Origin of the sequence: Portibacter lacus (assembly GCF_021533215.1) — a bacterium.
Lineage (GTDB): Bacteria > Bacteroidota > Bacteroidia > Chitinophagales > Saprospiraceae > Portibacter > Portibacter lacus.
The window spans coordinates 17,576-39,973 of record NZ_JAJNKA010000011.1; the positions used below are offsets into that span (position 1 = coordinate 17,576).

General features: G+C 37.1%; 16 protein-coding genes. 3 read left to right on the plus strand and 13 right to left on the minus strand.

Annotated features, from left to right (window positions below):
* Positions 1-201: 201 nt before the first annotated feature.
* From L2586_RS17285 to L2586_RS17320, 8 genes are all read right to left on the minus strand, one after another.
* A complete protein-coding gene (locus L2586_RS17285) occupies positions 202-585 on the minus strand; it encodes a hypothetical protein (RefSeq protein ID WP_235294189.1) in 384 nt (127 codons plus the stop codon).
* A 189-nt stretch (positions 586-774) separates the two neighbouring features.
* Complete coding sequence (locus L2586_RS17290; RefSeq protein ID WP_235294190.1) at positions 775-963, minus strand: hypothetical protein; 189 nt, start codon at positions 961-963, stop codon at positions 775-777.
* Between the two features lie 363 nt (positions 964-1,326).
* The gene (locus L2586_RS17295; protein ID WP_235294191.1) at positions 1,327-1,692 is read right to left on the minus strand and encodes a hypothetical protein; all 366 of its coding nucleotides are present in this window, start codon (positions 1,690-1,692) and stop codon (positions 1,327-1,329) included.
* Positions 1,693-1,844: 152 nt separating this feature from the next.
* Positions 1,845-2,339 (minus strand): TlpA family protein disulfide reductase, encoded by a 495-nt coding sequence (locus tag L2586_RS17300; RefSeq protein ID WP_235294192.1) that lies wholly within the window; start codon positions 2,337-2,339, stop codon positions 1,845-1,847.
* A gap of 264 nt (positions 2,340-2,603) precedes the next feature.
* Complete coding sequence (locus L2586_RS17305; protein ID WP_235294193.1) at positions 2,604-4,253, minus strand: MFS transporter; 1,650 nt, start codon at positions 4,251-4,253, stop codon at positions 2,604-2,606.
* Positions 4,238-4,624, minus strand: coding sequence for a cupin domain-containing protein (locus tag L2586_RS17310; RefSeq protein ID WP_235294194.1), 387 nt, complete (start codon positions 4,622-4,624; stop codon positions 4,238-4,240). The genes L2586_RS17305 and L2586_RS17310 overlap by 16 nt, the downstream gene beginning before the upstream one ends.
* 43 nt (positions 4,625-4,667) lie before the next feature.
* The gene (locus L2586_RS24705; RefSeq protein ID WP_235294195.1) at positions 4,668-6,014 is read right to left on the minus strand and encodes a polysaccharide lyase family 7 protein; all 1,347 of its coding nucleotides are present in this window, start codon (positions 6,012-6,014) and stop codon (positions 4,668-4,670) included.
* A gap of 613 nt (positions 6,015-6,627) precedes the next feature.
* A complete protein-coding gene (locus tag L2586_RS17320) occupies positions 6,628-7,350 on the minus strand; it encodes a hypothetical protein (RefSeq protein WP_235294196.1) in 723 nt (240 codons plus the stop codon).
* 215 nt (positions 7,351-7,565) lie between these two features.
* Here L2586_RS17320 and L2586_RS17325 point away from each other — a divergent pair, with 215 nt between their 5' ends.
* The 3 genes from L2586_RS17325 (at position 7,566) to L2586_RS17335 (ending at position 15,998) form a co-directional block, all read left to right on the plus strand.
* Positions 7,566-10,304: a PSD1 and planctomycete cytochrome C domain-containing protein gene (locus L2586_RS17325; protein ID WP_235294197.1), complete on the plus strand. Its 2,739-nt coding sequence runs from the start codon at positions 7,566-7,568 to the stop codon at positions 10,302-10,304.
* A 3-nt stretch (positions 10,305-10,307) separates the two neighbouring features.
* Entirely contained in the window at positions 10,308-11,741 is a 1,434-nt protein-coding gene (locus L2586_RS17330) for a DUF1501 domain-containing protein (protein WP_235294198.1), read from the plus strand.
* Between the two features lie 171 nt (positions 11,742-11,912).
* The gene (locus L2586_RS17335) at positions 11,913-15,998 is read left to right on the plus strand and encodes a PVC-type heme-binding CxxCH protein (protein WP_235294199.1); all 4,086 of its coding nucleotides are present in this window, start codon (positions 11,913-11,915) and stop codon (positions 15,996-15,998) included.
* Positions 15,999-16,404: 406 nt separating this feature from the next.
* Here L2586_RS17335 and L2586_RS17340 read toward each other — a convergent pair whose 3' ends face one another.
* From L2586_RS17340 to L2586_RS17360, 5 genes are all read right to left on the minus strand, one after another.
* Positions 16,405-18,021, minus strand: coding sequence for a sulfatase family protein (locus tag L2586_RS17340; RefSeq protein ID WP_235294200.1), 1,617 nt, complete (start codon positions 18,019-18,021; stop codon positions 16,405-16,407).
* Between the two features lie 141 nt (positions 18,022-18,162).
* Entirely contained in the window at positions 18,163-18,594 is a 432-nt protein-coding gene (locus L2586_RS17345) for a CBS domain-containing protein (RefSeq protein ID WP_235294201.1), read from the minus strand.
* Between the two features lie 29 nt (positions 18,595-18,623).
* Positions 18,624-19,709 carry a lectin-like domain-containing protein gene (locus tag L2586_RS17350; RefSeq protein ID WP_235294202.1) on the minus strand — a complete coding sequence of 362 codons (1,086 nt, stop codon included), beginning with the start codon at positions 19,707-19,709 and terminating at the stop codon, positions 18,624-18,626.
* A gap of 163 nt (positions 19,710-19,872) precedes the next feature.
* Positions 19,873-21,435: an ArnT family glycosyltransferase gene (locus L2586_RS17355; RefSeq protein ID WP_235294203.1), complete on the minus strand. Its 1,563-nt coding sequence runs from the start codon at positions 21,433-21,435 to the stop codon at positions 19,873-19,875.
* A gap of 35 nt (positions 21,436-21,470) precedes the next feature.
* On the minus strand, positions 21,471-22,109 hold the full coding sequence (locus L2586_RS17360; protein WP_235294204.1) for a hypothetical protein: 639 nt from the start codon (positions 22,107-22,109) through the stop codon (positions 21,471-21,473).
* Positions 22,110-22,398: the final 289 nt, after the last annotated feature.

Consider the following 22,398-nt stretch of genomic DNA (forward strand, 5'->3'; position numbering starts at 1 on the left):
CTAAAGATAAATCAATTAACAAAAGGTCTGTATGACCGATATTGGCTGTAAGGTTGAAGTTTAACAAAAGGTCTGTAGAACCGGTATTGGTTGTAATAAGTGTATTATGATAAAATTAAGGTGCAGCGCACCGGCATTGTAAAATTGTGATAAGCGTAATTTACAAAAGCAGTACCGTGCACCCTAGATATGAAAGATAGATTACATCACCTTCCTAAGAAAATTCAAGTATTCTTCTTTTAGCTCATTATATAATTTCCACTGAGTTTCTATCTGATCTCTCTGTGTAGTGTGATCATCGAAATGTACATGATCAATGGCAGTTGGATTACTTTTTGCTTCAGCTACAAGATTATCTGCATGAATATTGATCCCATGCAATAATTCATCAATTTTATTGCTTTGAACCAAAAATGAATTCTGGAAGTGCTCAACCTGTTGAAGTACCTCGTCATCCGTCCATCTACTAACAATTTCTTCTAACCTGTTCTTGAAAAATGTAAGTTCTTCTTTCTGGAAATTAAGTTGATTTCTCCAAACTTTATGATCTAAATGTAGATCATTGATATAAATTTTATTTTTCATCTTTTGAATGTTTTAAACCTTGCATTAACTGTAAGGCGTGTAGTTTAATAATCAATTCAAACTTAGGTAAGATTAAATGATATTAAGTTAATATGAATCATTTCGAAAAGTGATGTGTATTACTTGTGCGATATGGATCAGGTTCAGTAATAGTAAATCTGATCTCATATCGCTTGTAAGAAACCTGTATTAGTATGATTTGTCAATTTCATTTAAATAAGGCTTCATATTTCGAAAAGTTCGTCCAACTAATAACATCACTTTACTTTGCCGCCAACCTCCTCCTAAGGAACGATAGATATCAACTTTGGCTTGGAGCTGCTGAAGATTAATTTCTACCAATTCCATTTTTGCATCTAAAACTTCTTCTTGGGTCAATAACACCTAGACATAATCCGCTTTTGCATAGGTAAATAAGGTGTTAGCGATCTTAACAGATTCGCTTAACGATCAACTTCTTTCTGCTTGGTTAAAAAACTGTTTGCGTAATTTTTTGACTTTGCAAGTTGATTTAATACCTCTGTGTAAGCCCAATGTCAAAAGACACAGCAATAAATAATTATTATTCATTTGAATTTAATTGAAATTTTATATTGAATTGTTTAGGCGTTTACCAATAATGATTATGGTCACGCAAATCATAGCTTTATAGGTAATAGAAAGTAAACCACATAGGAATCTAAAACAGTAATGATTTACTGAAAAGGCATAACAACTTTTACAGGTTGATATGAGTTAAAACTATGCTAGGCTTACTGATAAGTTAGGATGAAAAGACCTCCAGGAATGGAAAAGGATGTACAATTTTATTGGTTTCGTTTCTTCATAAAGTGAAAACCATGTTGCTTTTAGAAGAACTAGAGGTAGAGATGACTTTATTGATCTATTATTTCTAAAAAGATAATCATCATGTTCATCTATTTCTCCATTTTCTCCTAGTAATTCTAGCGTAGAAAGCAAGTCCAATGCGAGTATTTTCTCAGCATCACTATGCGCTAGATCAAGTTCAGAGTCATTGGAATGATAGGCTACAATCTTGGGTATTCCTTGGCCGAATTGACCTAAGAGAAAGATAATGATTAAAGAATATTGGACAACTCGCTTCATAGATTATAACGATGTCTAGTTCCCTCCATTTAGGCGAATTTATAAAAAGGGACGAGTGTAAGTAGTATTTCTTACATTTATTTTTTTGCTTCTTATTAACTTTTCCGAACTTTCTATACCAATATCACAAGTGATTTAATCTAAAAGGGGGCTTATTTTACACTTTCTATATCCTGCTTTATTTCCTCCAGACTTTCATACATTCCAAACTTAAATGTAGATTGATCTCCATTGATGATCTTCGTAGCAGGAAGTGCTCCATACCATGAAGAATCTATTTGATCAGTCCATTTAGAGTAATTTTCATCTGTTAAGTGAAGAACTTCAGGTTGTATATCATGCTTCACGATAAATGGAAGAACACGCTTTTCATGATCTCGAGGAAGATCTAATGAAACCAACAACACTTTCAAATCGGTAGCTTTATATTGATTTTCGAGCTCTCTGAAATGAGGCATTTCCTTTATACAAGGACCACATGTTGTCGCCCAGAAATTGACCACGATCGTTTTGTCTTTTTCGGCATCAATCCTTTCCTGCAATAGAGAAAAATCATCTAGGATTTCGATGGTCTCATTAAAATTGGTTTCTGCAGGTTTGCAACCGATGACGTAGGCAAGTATTAGACTTAGGTATATTAATTTCATTTGTATTACTTCTATGCGAAATTATGCATAATAGTGAGAATGTCACAGATTATTTAGATGGATTATTGTGTAGCGTGAAAAAGAAAATCACGATCTATAAAAAAATGCATGTTGACAAAAATGTGAACTAATTCAAATTTGCAACATGCACCCGCTTTGAAATTGCATAATCACATAGCGTTAACCAGGAACTAAAGAATTTATGACAAGAATTCTTTAGTTAGGTTAAGCTAGAAATTCTGCTCAATTAAATTTTCTAGAATATTATCTAGAAACTCTGCCACTAGCATCTCCACTCATTAACTTTTCAACTTCATCTTCTGTTGCTAAATTGGCATCACCAAAAATTGTATGCTTTAGACATGAAGCTGCAACCGCAAAATCTAAAGCTTTTTGATCGTTATTTGGATATTTATGGAAGCCATATATTAAGCCTCCCATAAAGCTATCTCCTCCACCTACTCTATCTACGATATGTGTAATTTCATAGGAAGGAGCTTGGAATAATGTCTCCCCATCATAAAGAACTCCTGACCACGTATTGTGAGATGCAGAGATAGAACCTCTTAAAGTAGTAATCACTTTTTTGGCTCTTGGAAACATATTCATCAATTGTTTTAAGACGGATAGATACGCTTCACCTTCTACATGCGCTCCACTAGTAACATCTACACCTTCTGGATGAAGTCCGAAATGTTTTTCTGCGTCTTCTTCATTACCTAATGAAAGTGTACCCACTGTTTTTTTGCTAAATAAGTCACTTGGAAGCGTCTGTACGTTACCAATCGATGTTTGAAATCCAAACAATATGACGGCCATAATTATTACAGCAGCAGATGGTGAATCCATTGTAATTCCTATTAAATTCAATATTAAATTGAAAGCTGAAGCTACAATAGTTGGATCCATTAGCAGAAAGAATGATGGTAACATTATTAAGCATCCTATTGTGATTACTCGTTTACGTGTTTTATTTACATCCCAGCCTATTTTGATTTTCCTTTGAGCCAACAGACCTCCGTACCATGCACCTAACATAGCACCAACATAAGGTACCCATCCGTAAATTCCTATGGTTTTAACGTCCATGCCATAAACACCATTCAAATAAATCGGAATCCAAACTATAAACAGCCACCATATCGGATCAATCGCGGCTGATGCGATTATAACACCCCAACTTTGTTTATGCTTTAGAAGTTGTGAGGTTGTTGGAACATATTCATCTATCTCTTCGCCATCTTCGTTTTCAGTAGCTTCTTGGCCAGTCAAAATATATTGCTTCTCTGCTTCTGAAAGATTTGGGTGGAATTTAGGAGGTGCTTTAACAATAAGAAACCAAGGTATCAACCAAAGTAATCCAATTAATCCAACCGTTATAAAGATCATTTGCCAACTCAAGAACACCGTCATAAAAGCGATCATAGGTATCGCAATAATTCCCCCGATCGCTGCTCCCGAATTAAAAATACCTTGAGCAAAAGCTCGTTCATGAGTTGGAAACCATTCTGCATTAGCTTTCGCAGCACCAGGCCAAGCACCAGCTTCCGCTAAACCCAATATGGATCTAAATACAGCGAAAGATAAGGCTCCGGTCGCAAGAGCATGAAGTGCCGTAGCTATAGACCATACTCCAATAGAAAGCGCAAACCCAAGTCTAGTACCTATCCAATCAAAGATCTTTCCAAACAATGCTTGTCCAGCTGCATAGAAAAATATGAAAGTTCCTGTTATGTAGCCGTAAATTTCCTTTCTACTGTCACTGTCTTCATCTGGATATAAATCAGCAGCAATATCTGGCCATAAAACACCAAGAGCTTGCCTATCGATATAATTGATCACTGTGGCTAATGCAATAAGCCCCACAACCCACCATCGTAGACCGCCAACCCTTCTTTTTATTTCGCTGGCCATGATTCCAAGTTTAATTGTTCATGGCCTAAAAAATCTTCTCTTGCTGGGCTAAATACATCTATTAGAATTCCTGGTGATCTGCAAATACATCCGTGTATTTCATGAGGAGGAATATAATAAGAATCTCCTTTCCGGATAATTCTAACATCATCTCCTATGGTCATTTCGAACTCACCACTTTCTACATAGGTCACTTGAGAATGATAATGTTTGTGCAGTTGACCAACTGCTCCCGTTTTGAACCTTGCTTTTACTAGCATGATTTTATCATCAAATCCCATAATCTGTCTGTCCAGGCCCTCAGCAACTGGCTCCCAAGGAGTTTCTGTATCTATCCAATACGCTTTAGTTGGTTTAATTGTATCATGCATATCCCTTTTTTTATTTTTTATTAAATTTTTTAAGCATTATAAATTACTCATTTGGCACACCCGGACCCACAGTGGTAGATCTAAACCATACCTCCGTGAAACAACCATTGTCATATTGCTTTTGAATATCACCATCATATGTTTCAGCGCCTGCACACCAGACTATATTCGTACTCGGGTCTTTGCCGTTTGTCTGATTGTAAGCTCCTTGTTTAAAATATCCATGTTCACCACTATAAGCGCTTTTGCGTTCAACACCATCCTGACCTATTGGGAAAAAGAGATTTTTTACTTGTTGAGGAATATTGTCCTTTGTAGCATATTCAGATGCAAGCAAATTTTTCGTAAATGTTTTCGTTTCATGCGCTTCACTTGTGAACGTAAGGTACATGATGCCCTGAAACACGTTTACTTCATAACTAAATTCTTCTCCGAGCATGATTCCATCGTTTGGTTCTGCTGGAAAATTATCTTTTGCACTTCCTGTAACAGACATATCATAACCCCAAACAGGAATGGAGTAATCCCATCTATCAGAATTATCACTTCCTGCGGTATTAATTTCGTAGTTCCAAAATACTGATCCTTTTTCATGGCCTGGAAATTTCTTATAGAAAATCTTAAGTGGTTCATTTTCATGTCCTTCGCCACTGTGAATCTGTCCCACTACTGTCGAATAAGATGCTGCAACTCGTCCATCACCTGAAGTGGAAACATGCATGACTTTGCAAGTACCCGTCAAATTTCCTCCTTCTTCAGGTGTCCATTCGCGCTTTTCATGGAGTTCTGTTCGAGTATTACTTGAATTCTTTGATGTAACGCCTGAATTTGGAGTTTTATAAACGACCCATCTCCTCGTCCCGTCAATTACAGAATAGAAGAAATCTTTATTTTCGAATTTTTCTAGATTTTCTACACTTTCTCCATTTCCCATCAACATTTTAAACTTAGTTATTGCAGGTATAACTTCTGAGGGAAATACCGTTTTTGCACTAAGCCCATCATTTGATTCAAAGTAACCTTGATTCGAAATTGCATTATCGCTTATTTCGATGCTTGCATCCTTAAACCAAACTTCCGCATAGGATCCATTTTTGTATTGTTTTTGTAGATCACCACCGTAAGTCTCTCCACCGGGACACCAGACGCGGTTCACGCTAGGGTCCTTCCCATTGGTTTGGTTATATGATCCCAATTTGAAAAATAAACCTTCCCCAGTGTAGGCATCACTTCTTTCCACTCCATCTTGACCAATGGGCACGAACAATGTTTTCACCTGTTCTGGGATGTCAGCTTTTTGTGTAAAATCAGACTTAATAATGTTTTTTGTAAAAGTCTTAGTTTCGTGCCCTGCACTTTCAAAAGTGAGATGCATAAGACCATCCTTCACAATCTGTTGATATACACAATATTTATATTCTTAGAAATATGATACCTAATAGTAGTATCAATTGAAAAAATTAAGAAATTGACAATCGTTAAAATTTTAAACGATTGGTCTACCAATTTATGTTATCATTCTCCAATTCCCGTAATAATTTACATTAACTAACATCTAATTGGTGCACCAATTTAAATGTAAGTATTTAAACCGCCAAATATTTGGGTTTTTTTTTCTGGGCATTGATGTAATTTTGGCATCTAGAATCTGTAAAAAATGATATTTAGTATCTATAGAGATGGCAAATTTTAATCAGGTTTCGATATTCGAAAAATGTTCCCTAACATCGAGAAACTATACATTTCTTTAGCGATATAAAAGCAGTAAAATATGCTTCCCTCTATATTGCAATTTCAGTTTTTTATGTGTAATCTATTTTAATTCTTAAAATTTTGATTATTATTCAAAAGAGTGTTTATTGTATTGAGTAAATTGAATAATTCAGTATAAAATAAAAATGACAGGATTTTTTCAACCTGTCATTTTATAAAAATTTAATTCTCTATATAGCTTATTGAAATAATTTAAATACGCTATAAAATGTTCTTAAATCACTTCATCATCACTCCTTACAAGATTGCGAAAATTCGAACACATGTTTCTCTATGTCTGACCAACTTATATCTGATTTATATTTATCGACGAATTCTGGACAAGCTGCAAATAATTCTAAAAATTGCTCATCATACTTCTTTGCAGAAACCTTAATCGCTTTTGCATCTCCCACAATGATAAAATATGATCGATCATTTCCTCCTGCGACTTTAATTCCACCTAATCTAGCGGTCGGTCCGTCTATTCCAGCTTTATTATCAAGAACTTTTATTTTATCCGAATACCCTGGGTTTAAAATTTGGCGAACAGCAACGATGTCTTTTTTCTTTTTTGCAAGAGTTGTCGTTTCGTAATAGTAATATCCCTCTTTTATGGCGTCTTTATTTAAGGTCACATCTTGATCCCATTTTGTGGCATCGTTAATGATGCTTGTAGCCTCACTCAATTTGGATAATTTTGATTCAGGAACCAACATTGATTTAATATCTGCTGCCTGTATTTTCATTCTTTTACCGTCTGTTGGTTTGAAAGTTATCCATTTCCATCCGCCATTTAACGCCTCCTGGCCACCTTTGAAAGAACCTTCCAGTTTGCTTCCATCCTTCATTGTTACATAGGTGATTTTCTTCATCGAAAATCCCGCAGCTGGTTCAATAAAATTCTGAGCCACAATGATATTCGAAAAGCAAGAAAGCATTAAACTGAAGCACACAAGTGTATACCATTTCATAATTTATTATTTTAAAGTTGATTAATATTTTTATCCCAATATGCACGATTTCTAAATACACCGCTTTAATAATTTAGAAAAAGACCCTTTTTTGATATAAGTAAGAAGAGTCAATTGAAAGAAATTTTGTAACCCCATATTTCTATTTTGTTTTATTCTGAAATATTGCGAAGCTCATTTAGGTATCGATGCATTTTTCAATTATATTTAGCATTATGAAAGGCTTTGGGTTGAAATTTTTATACTTTATTTTGTTTAGTTTTTTTCTTTTATGTCAATGTGCAGATAAGGATTCAAGCCTGCCTGAAACCGTTGATTTTAATTATCACATCAGACCTATCCTTTCCCAAAATTGCTATACTTGCCATGGTCCAGATCCTTCTAGTCGGAAAGCAAACCTAAGACTTGATACTTATGATGGCGCAACCTCGAAACTGCCAAATGGAAATTACGCCATCTTGCCTGGCAAGCCTGGAAGAAGCTCATTAATTGATAGAGTTACTTCAGATGATGAAGAGGAAATGATGCCACCACCAGAGACAAAGAAAGTTTTAACTGGACATGAAATCGCTTTAATCGAGAAATGGATCGACCAGGGTGCAAAATGGAAAAAGCACTGGGCATTTATTCCTCCTCAAGAAACAAAACTGCGATACAATAACATTGATGATTACATCCAGGAAGGATGGGAGAAGAACAATCTGGATAAAGGGGAATTAGCAGATAGGAATGTGCTAATTAGAAGGTTGTCCTATCTTCTAACTGGCCTGCCACCTTCATTAGACGAGATTAATGAATTTCAAAATTCTGATTATGAGGATATCGTTGACTATTACCTAGAATCAAAGCACTTCGGAGAACACTGGGCGCGACATTGGATGGATTTAGTGAGGTATGCTGAAAAAATGGGCCATGAATTTGATTTTACCATCGGAGGCGCACATCACTATAGAGATTATTTAATTAGAGCATTTAATAACGATGTTCCTTATGATCAATTTGTACTGGAGCAGTTAGCCGGTGACCAACTCGAGGAACCTAGATATAATGAAGAAGGAATCAATGAATCCATCATCGGGACAGCATATGCTTTTCTGGGTGAGGGCAAACACAGCCCTGTAGACATCAAGCAAGAGGAGGCAGATCGAATAGATAATATGATCGATGTTACCTCGAAAACTTTCCAAGGATTAACGGTAAGTTGTGCGAAGTGTCATGACCACAAATTTGATCCAATTCCGACCACAGATTACTACGCTATGTATGGCATGTTCGAAAGTTCTAGAATAGGTCCGATAGCTTTTAATAGAAGTCCTTCTAAGGATAATATAGCGGAAGAAATAGAACCAATTAATGCGCAGCTAAAAAATGAAGTCGCTGAATATATAGATAACATTGACCTAGAAAAAAAGTATAACCTACAGGAAGTAAAAGGAGATTTTCGTGGAGACGATTTCGATGGGTGGTACGCAGATGGCTATGCATTCGGCAAAGGACCGTTGTATGAGAAATTCGCTTCTAGCAACTATTATGGTAAAGGAATTATGGGCTCACTAAGGTCGCCTACTTTCGAAATTGCGGATAGTTTTATTTATGTCAATGCTAGAGGAAAGGCCTCAAGTATTAGGGTGATTGTCGATAATTTCCAACTCATTCAAAACCCATTATATGGGAATCTGGAAAGGCATGTGAATTCGCAATATTTTCAATTAGAGCGGATGAATGTTACTGCATTAAAAGGGCATAAGGCATACATTGAAATTTTGCCAGGATGGTATAATCGGCATCATTATACGATAGGGAAGGAGGATTATATCGAAGTGGAATACGTCTTTACGTCGGATCAGAAGTTTGATCGGGACACTACTTATCTGGATACCTTGAAAACTCCAAATAGGGAAAGGCTCTATGCAGAGAAAGCGGAAAAGAGTAAAAATCTGCAAGACTCAACCTTTGTAATGGGTTTCACTGAAGGTGATGCGGTCTTCAGTCCTGTTTTTATTCGAGGAAGTCATGTTGAACCGAGTAAAGAAAGGGTGAAGCATCAATTTCTAACAGCAATCAGTCCTGCGGAAAATGAATTCAAACAAGAAGGTAGCGGTCGAAAAGCATGGGCTGAATCAGTAGTGAATCCAGAGAATCCGCTAACGGCTCGAGTGATGGTTAACAGGATCTGGCATCACCTTTTTGGAAAGGGAATTGTAGAAACGGTAGATAATTACGGATTGCAAGGGTCGCTTCCTTCACATCCAGAATTACTAGATTACCTCGCGATTACTTTTATGGAAGAGGATTGGTCCGTAAAGAAAATGATAAAGAGCATGGTGATGACTGAGGCATTCCAGCAGTCAACTACCGTAAACCTGGATAATTCGAAAAATGATCCTCAGAATAAGTATCTGTCGTCTTTCCGGATCAGAAGATTAACTGCGGAATCTATCAGAGATGGCATTCTATCCACAACGGGTAGTCTTAATGATAGTATGTACGGTGAGCCAGTGCCAGTGCACCTTACAGAATTTATGAACGGTAGAGGAAGGCCTTCTGTTTCAGGTCCCTTGGATGGGAATGGTAGAAGAAGTATCTATATCAGTATCAATCGTAATTTTCTATCTCCGATGATGCTGACATTTGATATGCCTATTCCATTCTCGACTTTCGGAAAGAGAAATACAACGAATGTACCTGCTCAATCACTGACTCTAATGAATGACCCATTTGTTCATGAAGAAACTCAGAAATGGGCGAGTAGATTGCTTGCGGATTCAACGAAAACGACGGAGGAAAGAATTACGCAGATCTATCTGCAAGCCTACGTTAGAGCGCCTTCGCCTGAGGAAATTGAAAATGGTGTAGAGATCATTGGTGAATTTGGAGCAGAGGCGGAAGAGGCGGCCTGGAAAAATTACTGCCACATTATTATGAACACGAAAGAATTTATTCATTTATTATAAGCTATGGAAAAGGAATACTGCAAAATGAGTCGTCGAGAAATGTTGACCTTGTCCAGAAATGGGTTCGGGGCCATCGCTTTAATGGGCTTGCTCGGTCGATGCACACCATCACCGAATTTCATTTCCAGTGCTCCCGTTCTAAAAGCGACAGAAACACTTCCGCATTATTTCCCGAAAGCCAAGAGCGTTATCTTTTTATACATGGATGGCGGTGTTTCGCAAGTGGATTCATTCGACCCTAAACCAAGATTGGCGAAAGAAAATGGGCAGAATCCATATGATAAATTTAAAGTGGACGCAACGCAATTCGGGAATGTAGGTAAGATATTAAAGAGTCCTTGGGACTTTAAGCAATATGGGGAAAGTGGCATTTGGATGAGCGATTTGTTTCCGAATATTGCAACATGCGTCGATGACATTGCAGTGATTCGGTCTATGGTTTCTAATTTCCCAGAACATACGAATGCGAATTATTTCCTGCATACAGGCAGTGGGATTCAGGGTAGGCCAAGTATGGGCGCATGGGTTAATTATGGATTAGGCTCCATGAATGATAACCTTCCTGGATATGTTGTTCTTGATGGAGGATTAACGCCCCCGGGAGGATTAGATAATTTCAAGAATGGTTTCTTGCCAGCGACCTATCAAGCATCAGTACTTAAGCCTAGGCGAATTCCAGTTTCGAATATCGTGGCTTTAGAAGAATCGTCACAATTGCAGATCGACAAGTTGAAACATATCGAGAAGATGGATCAAGCCCTCTTAGGGAAAGTGATACAGTCTGATCAGATATCTTCTACGATAGATAACTATGAATTGGCATTTAACATGCAATCTTCACTGCCGGAATTAACAGATTTAGCTGGCGAAAGTGAGGTGACGAAAGAGTTGTATGGTTTGAATTCTGATGATAAACACACTAAGATTTATGGAACGCAATGCATCCTAGCTAGGCGATTAGTAGAACGAGGAGTTAGATTCATTGAACTGACTTGTCCTAATGTTGGTTTCGATCGCTGGGATCAACATTCTCGTCTTAAGAAGGGACATGAAGCTAATGCGCATGCGGTAGATCAGCCTATTGCTGGATTACTTAAAGACCTGAAATCGCGTGGATTGCTAGAAGAAACACTTGTAGTTTTTGCTGGAGAATTCGGCCGAACACCTTTTGCCCAAGGTAAAGATGGTAGAGATCATAATCCTTCAGCTTTTAGTATCTGGTTAGCAGGTGCAGGTATTAAAGGTGGAACGACTTACGGAACTACAGATGAGTATGGCTATCGAGTAGTCGACAAGCCTACAACCATCCATGACTTACATGCGACGATGCTCCATTTACTAGGAGTAGATCATGTTCAGCAAACCTACCGATTTGGTGGTAGAGACATCAGACTTACCGATGTTCACGGGCATATTATTAAAGGAATTTTGGCTTAGGTCAATGTTGGATAAAGGATGTGAGCGAATACAAATCTATATTGTATTCTTTCTTTTATTTGTCAATTTCTCAAAGAAACCAATTCAAACTAACGAGAATCTTAAAAAAACCTATATATTTCAATAGGGTTAATATCTTTCCTTTTTACAAAATCGAAAATTTTACTATTCATGCGATTTTTTTATTTATTCATTTGCCTACTCCTATTGGTGTGCTGTGATAATAGTTATGTTTCTAATGGCTCTCTGAGCAAGGCAGATGTGCAGAACATTAGTTTAGTTGGTGGTAGCTTAATATCCAACATGGATAATCATCCATATTTTGAAACCTACTTGGTGAGGTATTTCCAGACACCTGATTTTAGTTTGAGAAATATAGGTTGGCCTGCTGATGATGTATTTGGCTTAGCGAGATCTCAGTTTGGTTCAGCTCAGAACACACAATCATGGAAGCCACCTTCAGCAGAAGAAGGTTTTGGCTCTAAAGTACTGTTTGAACACATCAAAAAAACAAACCCGAAAACTTTATTAATCGGTTATGGAGCAGAAGCGGCATTTTATAGAGATGAAGAGGAAATGAAGCTGTTTCAAAGTGGATATGTAAGACTACTTGACTTTGCTGACAGTCTTGTGAATAAAGTGATATTGTTATCTCCACCTATGCATGAAAAAAAGGATCCTCTTGATGAGTCATATAGAGAAAAGAATGAGCAATTGGCTAAAGTGACTTCATTTATTAAAGGTGAGGCGGAGTCTAGAGGGTATGATTTTATCGACTTAAATAGTGCTTTAATCACAGATTCTAGCAGTAGAAAATTCACAACAAATGGTGTGCAATTGAGTGATGAAGGGTATCAGCGTATGACAGAAATCATGGTGGATCACCTAGGTCTGGAATTAGAATCTGAATTTGGATTATCACTAGACGAAAACTCAAAAGCGACCGAAAGCCAGAATGCAAGTATATCAGACTGGAAATCAACACTTCGAGGTGCAAGTTTCAAGCTTAAGCCGAATGCTGGCGTCTATAAAGGAAAAATAACTTCAGAAACACCTATAGCTATCTACGTTGATGGTGAATTATGTACAAAAAGTATGGATACTTTTTCGACATTGGTGATTCCGAACGAACTAGCACTTCACGAACGATTGGTTTCAACGATCCAAGAAAAAAATAGACTGTTTAATTATCAAATTAGACCACTGAACGAAGCGTATATCTACTTGTTTCGAAAGCATGAAATGGGACATTTAGCCTACGAAATGGATGAGTTGGCTGAGTTGGTAAAGGAGAAAGAAACAGAGATTCATGGCTTGATAAAAAGCGAAGCTCATGATATAGAAATCGAACAAATAAAGCCTTGGGTTGCACCACGTAAGTATCCTGATGATGAGGTTCCTAATTTTATTCCAGAACCGAATGTCGAGGAAGAACTTGCTGCCTTTAAGCTTTCGGATGAAATAGAAATTAGTTTATTTGCTAAAGATCCGATGATCGCAAATCCTATAAACATCAATTGGGATCTAGAAGGTAGAGCATGGATTGCGACGAGTAGTACTTATCCACACATTGTTCCGGGTCGAGAGCCAAATGATAAGATTATCATCTTAGAAGATACTGATGGAGATGGACAGGCAGATAAACATACCGTCTTCGCTGAAAATCTCCTAGTGCCTCACTCTGTGATGCCAGTAAAAGGTGGAGCGTATGTAACCTCTACTACAGAGTTTTTATTCTTAGAAGATACCGATGGAGATGATGTCGCGGATAAACGTCACGTTATTTTTAGTGGTTTTGGTAATGCAGATATTCATCATACGATTCATGGATTGCAATGGATGCCTTGGGGCGACTTGCATTTTATTCAATCGATTTACATCAACTCATTTATCGATACACCGAACGGGCCAAGAATATTAAATGGTTCTGGTGTTTGGAAGTTTAGACCAGAAACCCAAGATCTGGAAATTTACAGTCGTGGACTTGTTAATCCTTGGGGTGAAACACTGAACGAATGGGGAGAAATATTTGCAACAGATGGAGCAGGTGGAAATGGATTAGCCTATATGTTCCCAGGATCTGCGCATAGATCTGCTGTAGGTACCTCTAAAATATTAAATGAATTAAATAGTAGTAAACCGAAATATACTGCTGCCCAAATCATAAATAATGACCATTTCCCAAGTGAGTGGAAAGGAAGTTTGATTACAAGTGATTTTCGAGCGAATAGGACCGTTCGGTATGAATTAGGTCCGGATAAAAGTGGATTTAAAGCGGAAGAAGTTCAGACGATTCTATCATCTGAACACAGAGCATTTCGACCGGTAGATTCTAAAATTGGCCCAGACGGAGCCTTGTATATTGTCGATTGGTATAATCCTATCATTGACCATGGGGAAGTTGATTTTCACCACCCAGTAAGGGACAAGACGCATGGGAGAATATGGAAAGTGAAGAATAAAAAGAAAGATTTATTTCCGACGGTCAATTTTAAAAAGTTAAGTATTGATGAGTTATTTGGACATTTGAAATCGACTAAGCAATTTGATAGAGGACAAGCTATTCGTGCATTGGTAGAGAATGAGGTCGATCCTCAAGTAGTGGTGGATTGGATATCGAATCTAAGGAATGGGGAAGCTAACTATTCAAGAAATAGAGTACATGGACTTTGGTTACTTGCATCTTTAAATCATTATGATCCTAAGGTGTTGAGATCATTTTTAGATTCGAGCAATAAGAATGAAAGAGTTGTGGGTTTACGAATGTTGTCTCATTTTGGAAAAGAGAAGGATTTTGTTGAAAAGCTTAATGCCTTAATTCAAGATTCGCAACCAGCTGTAAGATTAAGTGCAATTCTAAGTATTCAGCATCTAGGCACTTATGAAAGTGTAGAAATGCTGATGAAGACCTTGGATGCGCCAATGGACGAAAATATAGATTATGCGCTTTCTATGGCTTTAGAAAACTTGAAAGATGTATGGTTAGAACAATGGAAAAGCAACGAGAATATTTTCGATGGAAATATTGAAAAGCAAATGTTTGCCTTACTAAGTGTGGAAGATCAGAGAACTGTTCCGATTCTTAGTGAATTATTAGAAAACAAAATTACAGACAAGAAACTAGAAGGGCGAGCATGGAATTTATTAGCTAAAATAGGCGATGGTCCGACAAAGGAGATGATCTTAGAGAAGGCGATTGCTGACCAAGAAAGCAAGTACTTAAGGACAATGGTTTATGCGCCTGGTTCGTATGATGCAGTACCGGAGGATCTTGGATTGTTAGAGCAAGTCATAAAGCATGATTCTCTATACATGAGGCTAGAAGGATTACGTCTGGCGAAAAGATGGAAAGCTGCGGAACTGAGTGATGAGATTAAGCGCATTGCTAATGAAACCACATTTGATAATGAACGGCTAGAATCATTTAGAACGCTTTATGCATTGGATAATGAATCTTTTGTCATCGAAAAAGCACAAGGCAGTGATACCCTTTCGATCATTGAAGCAACTACAGCTTGGATAGAACAAGATGCTGAAGCTTCGAAGAATCATGCCATTGGTTTGCTTAGTAAAATAGAAAATCAAGATGAAGCTAAAGCGATATACAATGCCTTTAGAAATCAGGATGGAGGTGCTTTAATACTTGAGGAAGCTTTGAAGGGAATTACGATTCCGGAAGGAATTGCTAGTGCTGGATTAGAGATTTTGCAGGCATCAGGTATTAATTATGGATCATTAGAAGCCCAACTTCGAGAATCTGGATTGATAAGTTCTGTTGGAATGGAATTAACCCAAGAGGAGAAAGAAGAATTGATCAAAGATGCATTAGCGTCTGGAAATTCAAATAGAGGAAGGAATATTTATCGGAGTAAAGATTTGCTTTGTGCAACTTGTCATCAGGTAAATAATGTGGGAGGATTAAGTGGTCCACCACTAGGAAGTATAGGAGCCTTTATGACACCTAATGCTATTCTGGATGCAGTTATTAATCCGAATGGTGATATCAAGCAAAACTATGAAACGATCGTCATCACGAAAACGGATGGTGAAATTGTGAGTGGGATTCTCAATCGAAAAACGAATCAGTCGGTGCTTTTGCGTCAGGCGAATAGCAAGGTCATAGAAATACCGAATGATGAAATTCAGAAAACGGATGTCAGTGAATATTCATTAATGCCTATTGGACTAACGAGAAATCTTAGTCGAGATGAGTTAAAGGATTTACTAGCGTACTTGGTGAAGCTGAAAGGTGAATGAACGATCCTGAAAGGTCGAGTACGACAGTACTCGAAGTGAATGAACCGCGAAAGCGGCTGCGGCAGCGAACGATCCTGAAAGGTCGAGTACGACCATATAGGGAAAGCGTGAAAGGATTGATAAGTTAAATACGGTTGAATAGGGTTGAGTGAAAGGAGAGTAGGTTTATCGGGTAGAATGTGTTTTTCGGTTTCGAGATGAATCATTTTCCACAAGTCATGATCATTGATCGCCTGAGCTGGAAGTTCCTGTCCGATTACCAGCGGAAGACCATCAGATCATTAACTTTTGAAATGTAAAACCGAAATGGAGCTATATATTTTATCGTGCAGATATCATTATTAATTTATAAAAGATTACGACTTGCCGCTCACAGCTCACGACCCAAGACTGACGACTCAGTAACCTACTTATCCCACCTAGTCACATCTTTATATTTCTGGATATACATGGAATCCAATTCAGGTGAATCCTTATAGTAAGCTCGCATTTCTTTCAATTTTACTTTTAAATCTTTTACAATTTCTGCATATGCTGGATCATAGTAGACATTCGTCATTTCGTTTGGGTCCTTTTTTCGATCATATAACTCCCATTCATCGATATCATAGTAGAAGTGTGCTAATTTATAATCCTCATTGACAAAACCATAGTGCCTTTTCACCATGTGTACTGAAGGGTATTCATAATAATGGTAATAAACCGCATCTCTGAATCCTTCGGTATCTCCTATAAATAATGGAATCAGACTCTCGCCTTGCATATCTGATGGAGCATGAATTCCAGCCGCCTCTAAAAAGGTCTGAGCAAAGTCAAGGTTCTGAACCATTTGGTTGTTTTTTGTTCCTGCCTTGATAACATCAGGCCATTTGACTAATAATGGTGTTTTAAAGGACTCATTATAGATGAATCGCTTGTCGAACCATCCATGCTCACCTAAATAGAAGCCCTGATCCGATGTATAGACCACTATAGTATTTTCATCTAGGCCACTCTCTTTCAGGTAGTCCAAAACATCACCGACGCCCTCATCTACTGAAGCAATCGAGCCAAGGTAATCTTGCATATATCGTTGATACCTCCACTTCATTTTTTCTTCTTCAGTCATTCCTGGATATTCCTTCTTGAACTCCTCTATCATAGGCGCATACATCTTATCCCAGTCCGCTCTCTGAACAGAATCCATCCTTCCTAAGTTATTATTGTAAGCATTTTTATCCCATTTTGCAGTTTGCGGAATACCTAATTCATCCATAACTTCAGGTGGGATCTTAGAATCTCCAGCCCAGTTCATGTGGGTTAAAAGATTCATTTCTGATTCTCTTGCAGCTCTACCTCGACCAGAATAATCATCGAATAAAGTTTCTGGTTCAGGAAATTCTCGATTTAAGAATTCTGTATAATGCCTTTTTGCTGGAAGCCACTCTCTATGAGGTGCCTTATGCAAGTACATGAGAAAAAACGGCTGTTCCTCTTTTCGCTCGTTCTTTAACCAATTAAGCGTCATTTCCGTAATAATATCAGTAACGTAGCCTTGAACTTGAACGCGACCGCTATCTTTAGTAATAAAGTGAGGGTTATAGTAGTGGCCTTGACCAGGAAGGATTTTGAATTGATCAAATCCTTTAGGATTATTTCCGAAGTGTAATTTACCAAACATGGCAGTTTGATAGCCATCAGCTTGTAACAATTGAGGAAAGGTGATTTGTGTGGTATCGAACGGAAAGATGTTGTCTATTTTACCATTAAGGTGACTATGTTTACCAGATAGAATTACGGCTCTGGATGGAGCGCAAATGGAATTTGTAACACATGCATTTGTAAAGAGCATACCTTCATCAGCAATCCGATCTATATTCGGTGTCTTGAGTAAACGATCATCGTAAGCGCTGATGGCTTGGTAGGCATGATCATCAGACATGATGAAAAGAATGTTAGGTCTGGTGGGAGTTTTTTCTTCCTTGCTTTCTTCACATGAAAAGAATGCTAGAATCAGAATCACAATGGGTATAAAGCGTAACATATCGTTGATTTATACTTTAAGATAGTCATTCTGAATTAGACCATTTTAACTAACTTGGTTTTAGATGATGATCTATATCTTAGTTATCAAATTACTTATTAAGTTTCCAAAACCAAAAACCAAACAACTCCCCTTTAACATTTACTTACTATAAGTAGAATGCGCCTCTCCATCCTTATTTAGCTGCTTAATTATATCAAAAGTTGTTATGATTCCAGCTAGTTCACCATCTTCAAGGATAGGAATCGCATGAAATAAATTTTCAGTGAATATCTGGAGTGCAACATTGATTTTGTCACTAGCATCCAACGTAGCAATTCCCTTAGTCATCACCATAGAAACATTGTAAGCCTTCATTTTTATTCTGTTCTCAGGAGTCTCTTCACGGCCATTCATGAATCCAAGAAAGTCGGACTTGCTTAACATACCTAATAATTTTCCACCTTCTACAATCGGAATATGATGTATTCTATAATTGCTAAATAACTTCTTGGCATCCTCGATTGATGCATGTTCTGATAAGGTATATACTTTCGATGTCATGATCGTAGAGATCGGATCTAGTAAATTCATATTTCTTTATTATTGGATTTTATTTCAATTTATACTTTAATAATTTTCATTCGGATTTCTGTTCTCCGATTGTTTTTCCTTCCTTCTTCCGTGTCGTTAGAATCTATAGGATTAGTCTCACCATTTCCGTAGAAATAGAGCCTGTTTTCATTAATGCCTTTCGATTTCAAATATTTAGCTACCGCTTCAGCCCTCAATTTACTTATTCGCAAATTACTACTTTCTTTTCCTGAAGAATCAGTGAAACTATCGATAATAACAGAATGATTAGGAAATCGCTTTAAAAAGTGATAAAGCTTGTCAAGTTCAGGTTTAGCAGAATCAGGAAGCTTAGTACTACCAGAAGAAAAATTTAGTTTTTTCAATGTGTATTTATCTCCTCGCAAAAGCGCCGTTTTGTCTTCAGATTTTAATGAAGGATTTTCTGTAAATTCTATCTTTTTAACCTTAATTAAATGCTTATTGTATTTTCCTCCGGTCGCCGAAGTGAAACCCCAATAAACATTTGGATTACCTTCGAAAACATCCTCAACTAAATCAATCTCTTCTTCGATTCGCATAGCCCCATCAAAACTAAATGAAAAGATACTCGACGATGGATTCCAGGCTACTTTGACTTTATGATAATCGCAATCTTCTACATTTTTCTTATTAGCATCTAGGGATACAGGTTTCGTAATTCCAAATGGATGCCTTAACATTCCATGTGCCATTAATGAAACATGATCGAAGCTGGGATCACCTAGATGGTAGTTTTCATAAGTATCCATTTCCACGCCAAATGATGGAAATAATCCTCCGAATCCCATTCCTTCTCCAGCAAACCCAGTTCTTAGTTCTGGGTGGAAAATAAAAACAATACCATCTGCTCCTTCGTCCGAACAACCAAAGTATACTTCTATTTCCATGTTGAATGGCTCGTTAAGATCTATATCATCTTTGTACCAAGCTCCTCCTCCCTGCCAATTCTTATTGTCTGTGAGCATAAATTGATCTTGCCCCACAACTTTAGTGGTACCAGAAAGAATGAAATCTTTTATAGTGAAATCTACTTTCTGAGCAGAACTACTCAAAAAACACATTATTAAAACAACAAGTGAAAAGTATCCTTTCATGAACTTAAAGATAATTGGAAAAATTGAAATGCATGATGAGCATTCAGCTTAATTTTTCTGCATTTCCTGTACACTTTGAAAAGAAGCATTTGCTCTATCAATATAATTTTAACATTGCTGCGATTATGAATATTGTTTTAGGTTAAAAGTCGATCGCCAATATTTACTCGACCAGTTTATACCTGTAATATACAGCGGCTCTTGGCCAAGGTGCAATACTTACTGCGCAACCATATGCGTCATAGTCCCCATCATTAGGCATTTCGGGAAGCGAGTGCAATTCAGTTAAGGAATTTTTAGGAACTGTAATTTCTTGCTCTAGATTGAAAGGAACGTATTTGACAACTCTTTTATCTTGAAACAAGACTAGGTAAACTTGATAAGCATCTTCTGAAAAAGTAAACGAATAATGATATGGATTTTCAATGACAACAACCGAATCTCGATCAACTTTTACTTTTAATTTGTCAAAAGATCGATAGGTGATAAATTCAGGAATCTTATATTTTTCTGGCGCATATACATAAACTTCTTGGCCATTCATTAAAGTGTCCTGCATCCATATATTGAACTGGTTTTTCCGTTTATGAGCTTGGTTAAATGTGTGCGACAAAGATCCAGAATTATACCATGAATAGCGCGATGGATCTTGGTAAGAATCAAGAAATACAACTGGTCTGTCTTTAGCTTTTTCCTTTATTTGTGCTGCGAAAACGTCGTTTCTGAATATCGTTAAATCTGAACCTAACAGATCAAAACTGATCATAACATGAAAGGCAATTATGAATGGTAGGAAGATTAAGAAGAAACGCCGGAGTAGTTTTTTGTTTGATTCTTTTATAACATTGACCAATAAAATAAGATATGGAATGTAGGCGAGAATAAGCCATTGAGGCTGAACATGATCTCTAAAAGATTGATACCCGAAAAAAATTATAAAACCAAATAATACAAAATACAATGTCTTTTCGAAATCATTCTTCCACTTAGCCTTGATGATTTTATACAAGAATACCAGGAATAATGGGTTTAAGACCAATAGAAGATTCCCTAAATATTCTAATGGGTAAAACCACTGAAATACACCGACTCTTTCGCTTAAGTGATAGCGGAAAGTCATCCAGTTATGCTCGTACTGCCAGAAAATATGGGGCGCCCAGATCAGCAACCCAAGAGCTCCAGCTACATAGGTTTTAGGATTTAGGAATAATTTGGGATTGGATATCAAAGTGAATATAATCAGAAGGGCGCCATGGTATTTGCTATAGAGCATTAAGCCCATAATAACTCCCCAAAGGATATAATCTAACCATTTATGGTCTGCTATGATTCGTTTATAAATGATGTAAAAAAGCGCTCCGAAAAATAATAAGGGCACATCTGGCGTGGTGATGAATCCGTAGACATGGAAAAGCGGTAGTATAAAAATCAGTAGCCAAAAATACATAGGACTGAGCTTTCGATCTGTTAGCAAGTAAATGAAGTAGATACTTGCGGAGGTCATGACCACACTCATAAACCGAATACCCAAACCACCATTAAAAAAGAAATCGGATATTTTGATCATAAGTGCCACCATCGGCGGGTGATCAAAAAATCCCCAATCTAAGTCTTGACTAAAACGCCAATAATACAATTCATCGATATGCGGAGGCGTCCACCACGCTTGCAGAAGAAAGATGATCATCCATGCAACTGCGAATACGATGTATTTTTGTTTTTCCAATTTGTTATTCAATTCAACTTCAAAACTATGTAAAATTATGGGATCGAGATCTTCGGTAGGTCATTAATTATGATTCCTACGTTTTCTTGATGAAAGAGATTAGCCCTTCGATCTATTTTTAAAGCGTTTCTGATGGCGATTTTGTGAATTTTAATCAGTTTCATAGTGAGTGATTTTGTTTGGCCTTTTGATTGGGCATCATATTCAAGTCCGTTTCGAGCAATAAGTATTACAGATTCTAGCATATGGAGGAGCATTGCGAAATGAACTTGGTGTTCTAGTTCCGATTCTTGCACCGTTTCATAATATGCTAACGTGATATCGTGGATATTATTTAACTCAGAAGTTAAGCTAAGTTCTGCTAAATAGGATATTACCTTTCTTTGTTCATCGGAAAGTATTTTATCAGTCAAAGCAGCTGTGTATTTTGGCATAGTGTCCATTGCTTTAACTTGCATAGGGACGAAATCATTCTTGACAATCGGAATTCCTTTTTTGTTAAATTTTAAAGCTCTCCAGTCGAAGTAGCTGGCAATAGGAATAACTAACCGTTCCATAAAAATCAATGAACTCGATAGACTAGCACTTTGACCATTCGTCATTCGGGCATAATACGGTTTTCGTTTTCGATTGAGCGCAATGGCTTCTTTGATATGTGATTTGAATCCTGACATTTAATTACAGAGATTAAACGGAGAAGTGGCTTACTTTCTTTTAATTCAAGATTTCAATGTAATGCAACACATTTAGCAAAGCAGAATAATAATTTGATAGCCTGACCTTTAGTCAGACTATCCATATTATGGATGCTTAGCATTGCATGGTATGATCTCCCAAAAAACATTCATAGGCTCACAGGAGGTGATACTATGAAGTTTTTTCTTATAAAACACACCAATTCAAACCGTTTTCACTCCTTTAAACTAGCAAACCAACACACTTTCTTTTAACTTTAAATACTAA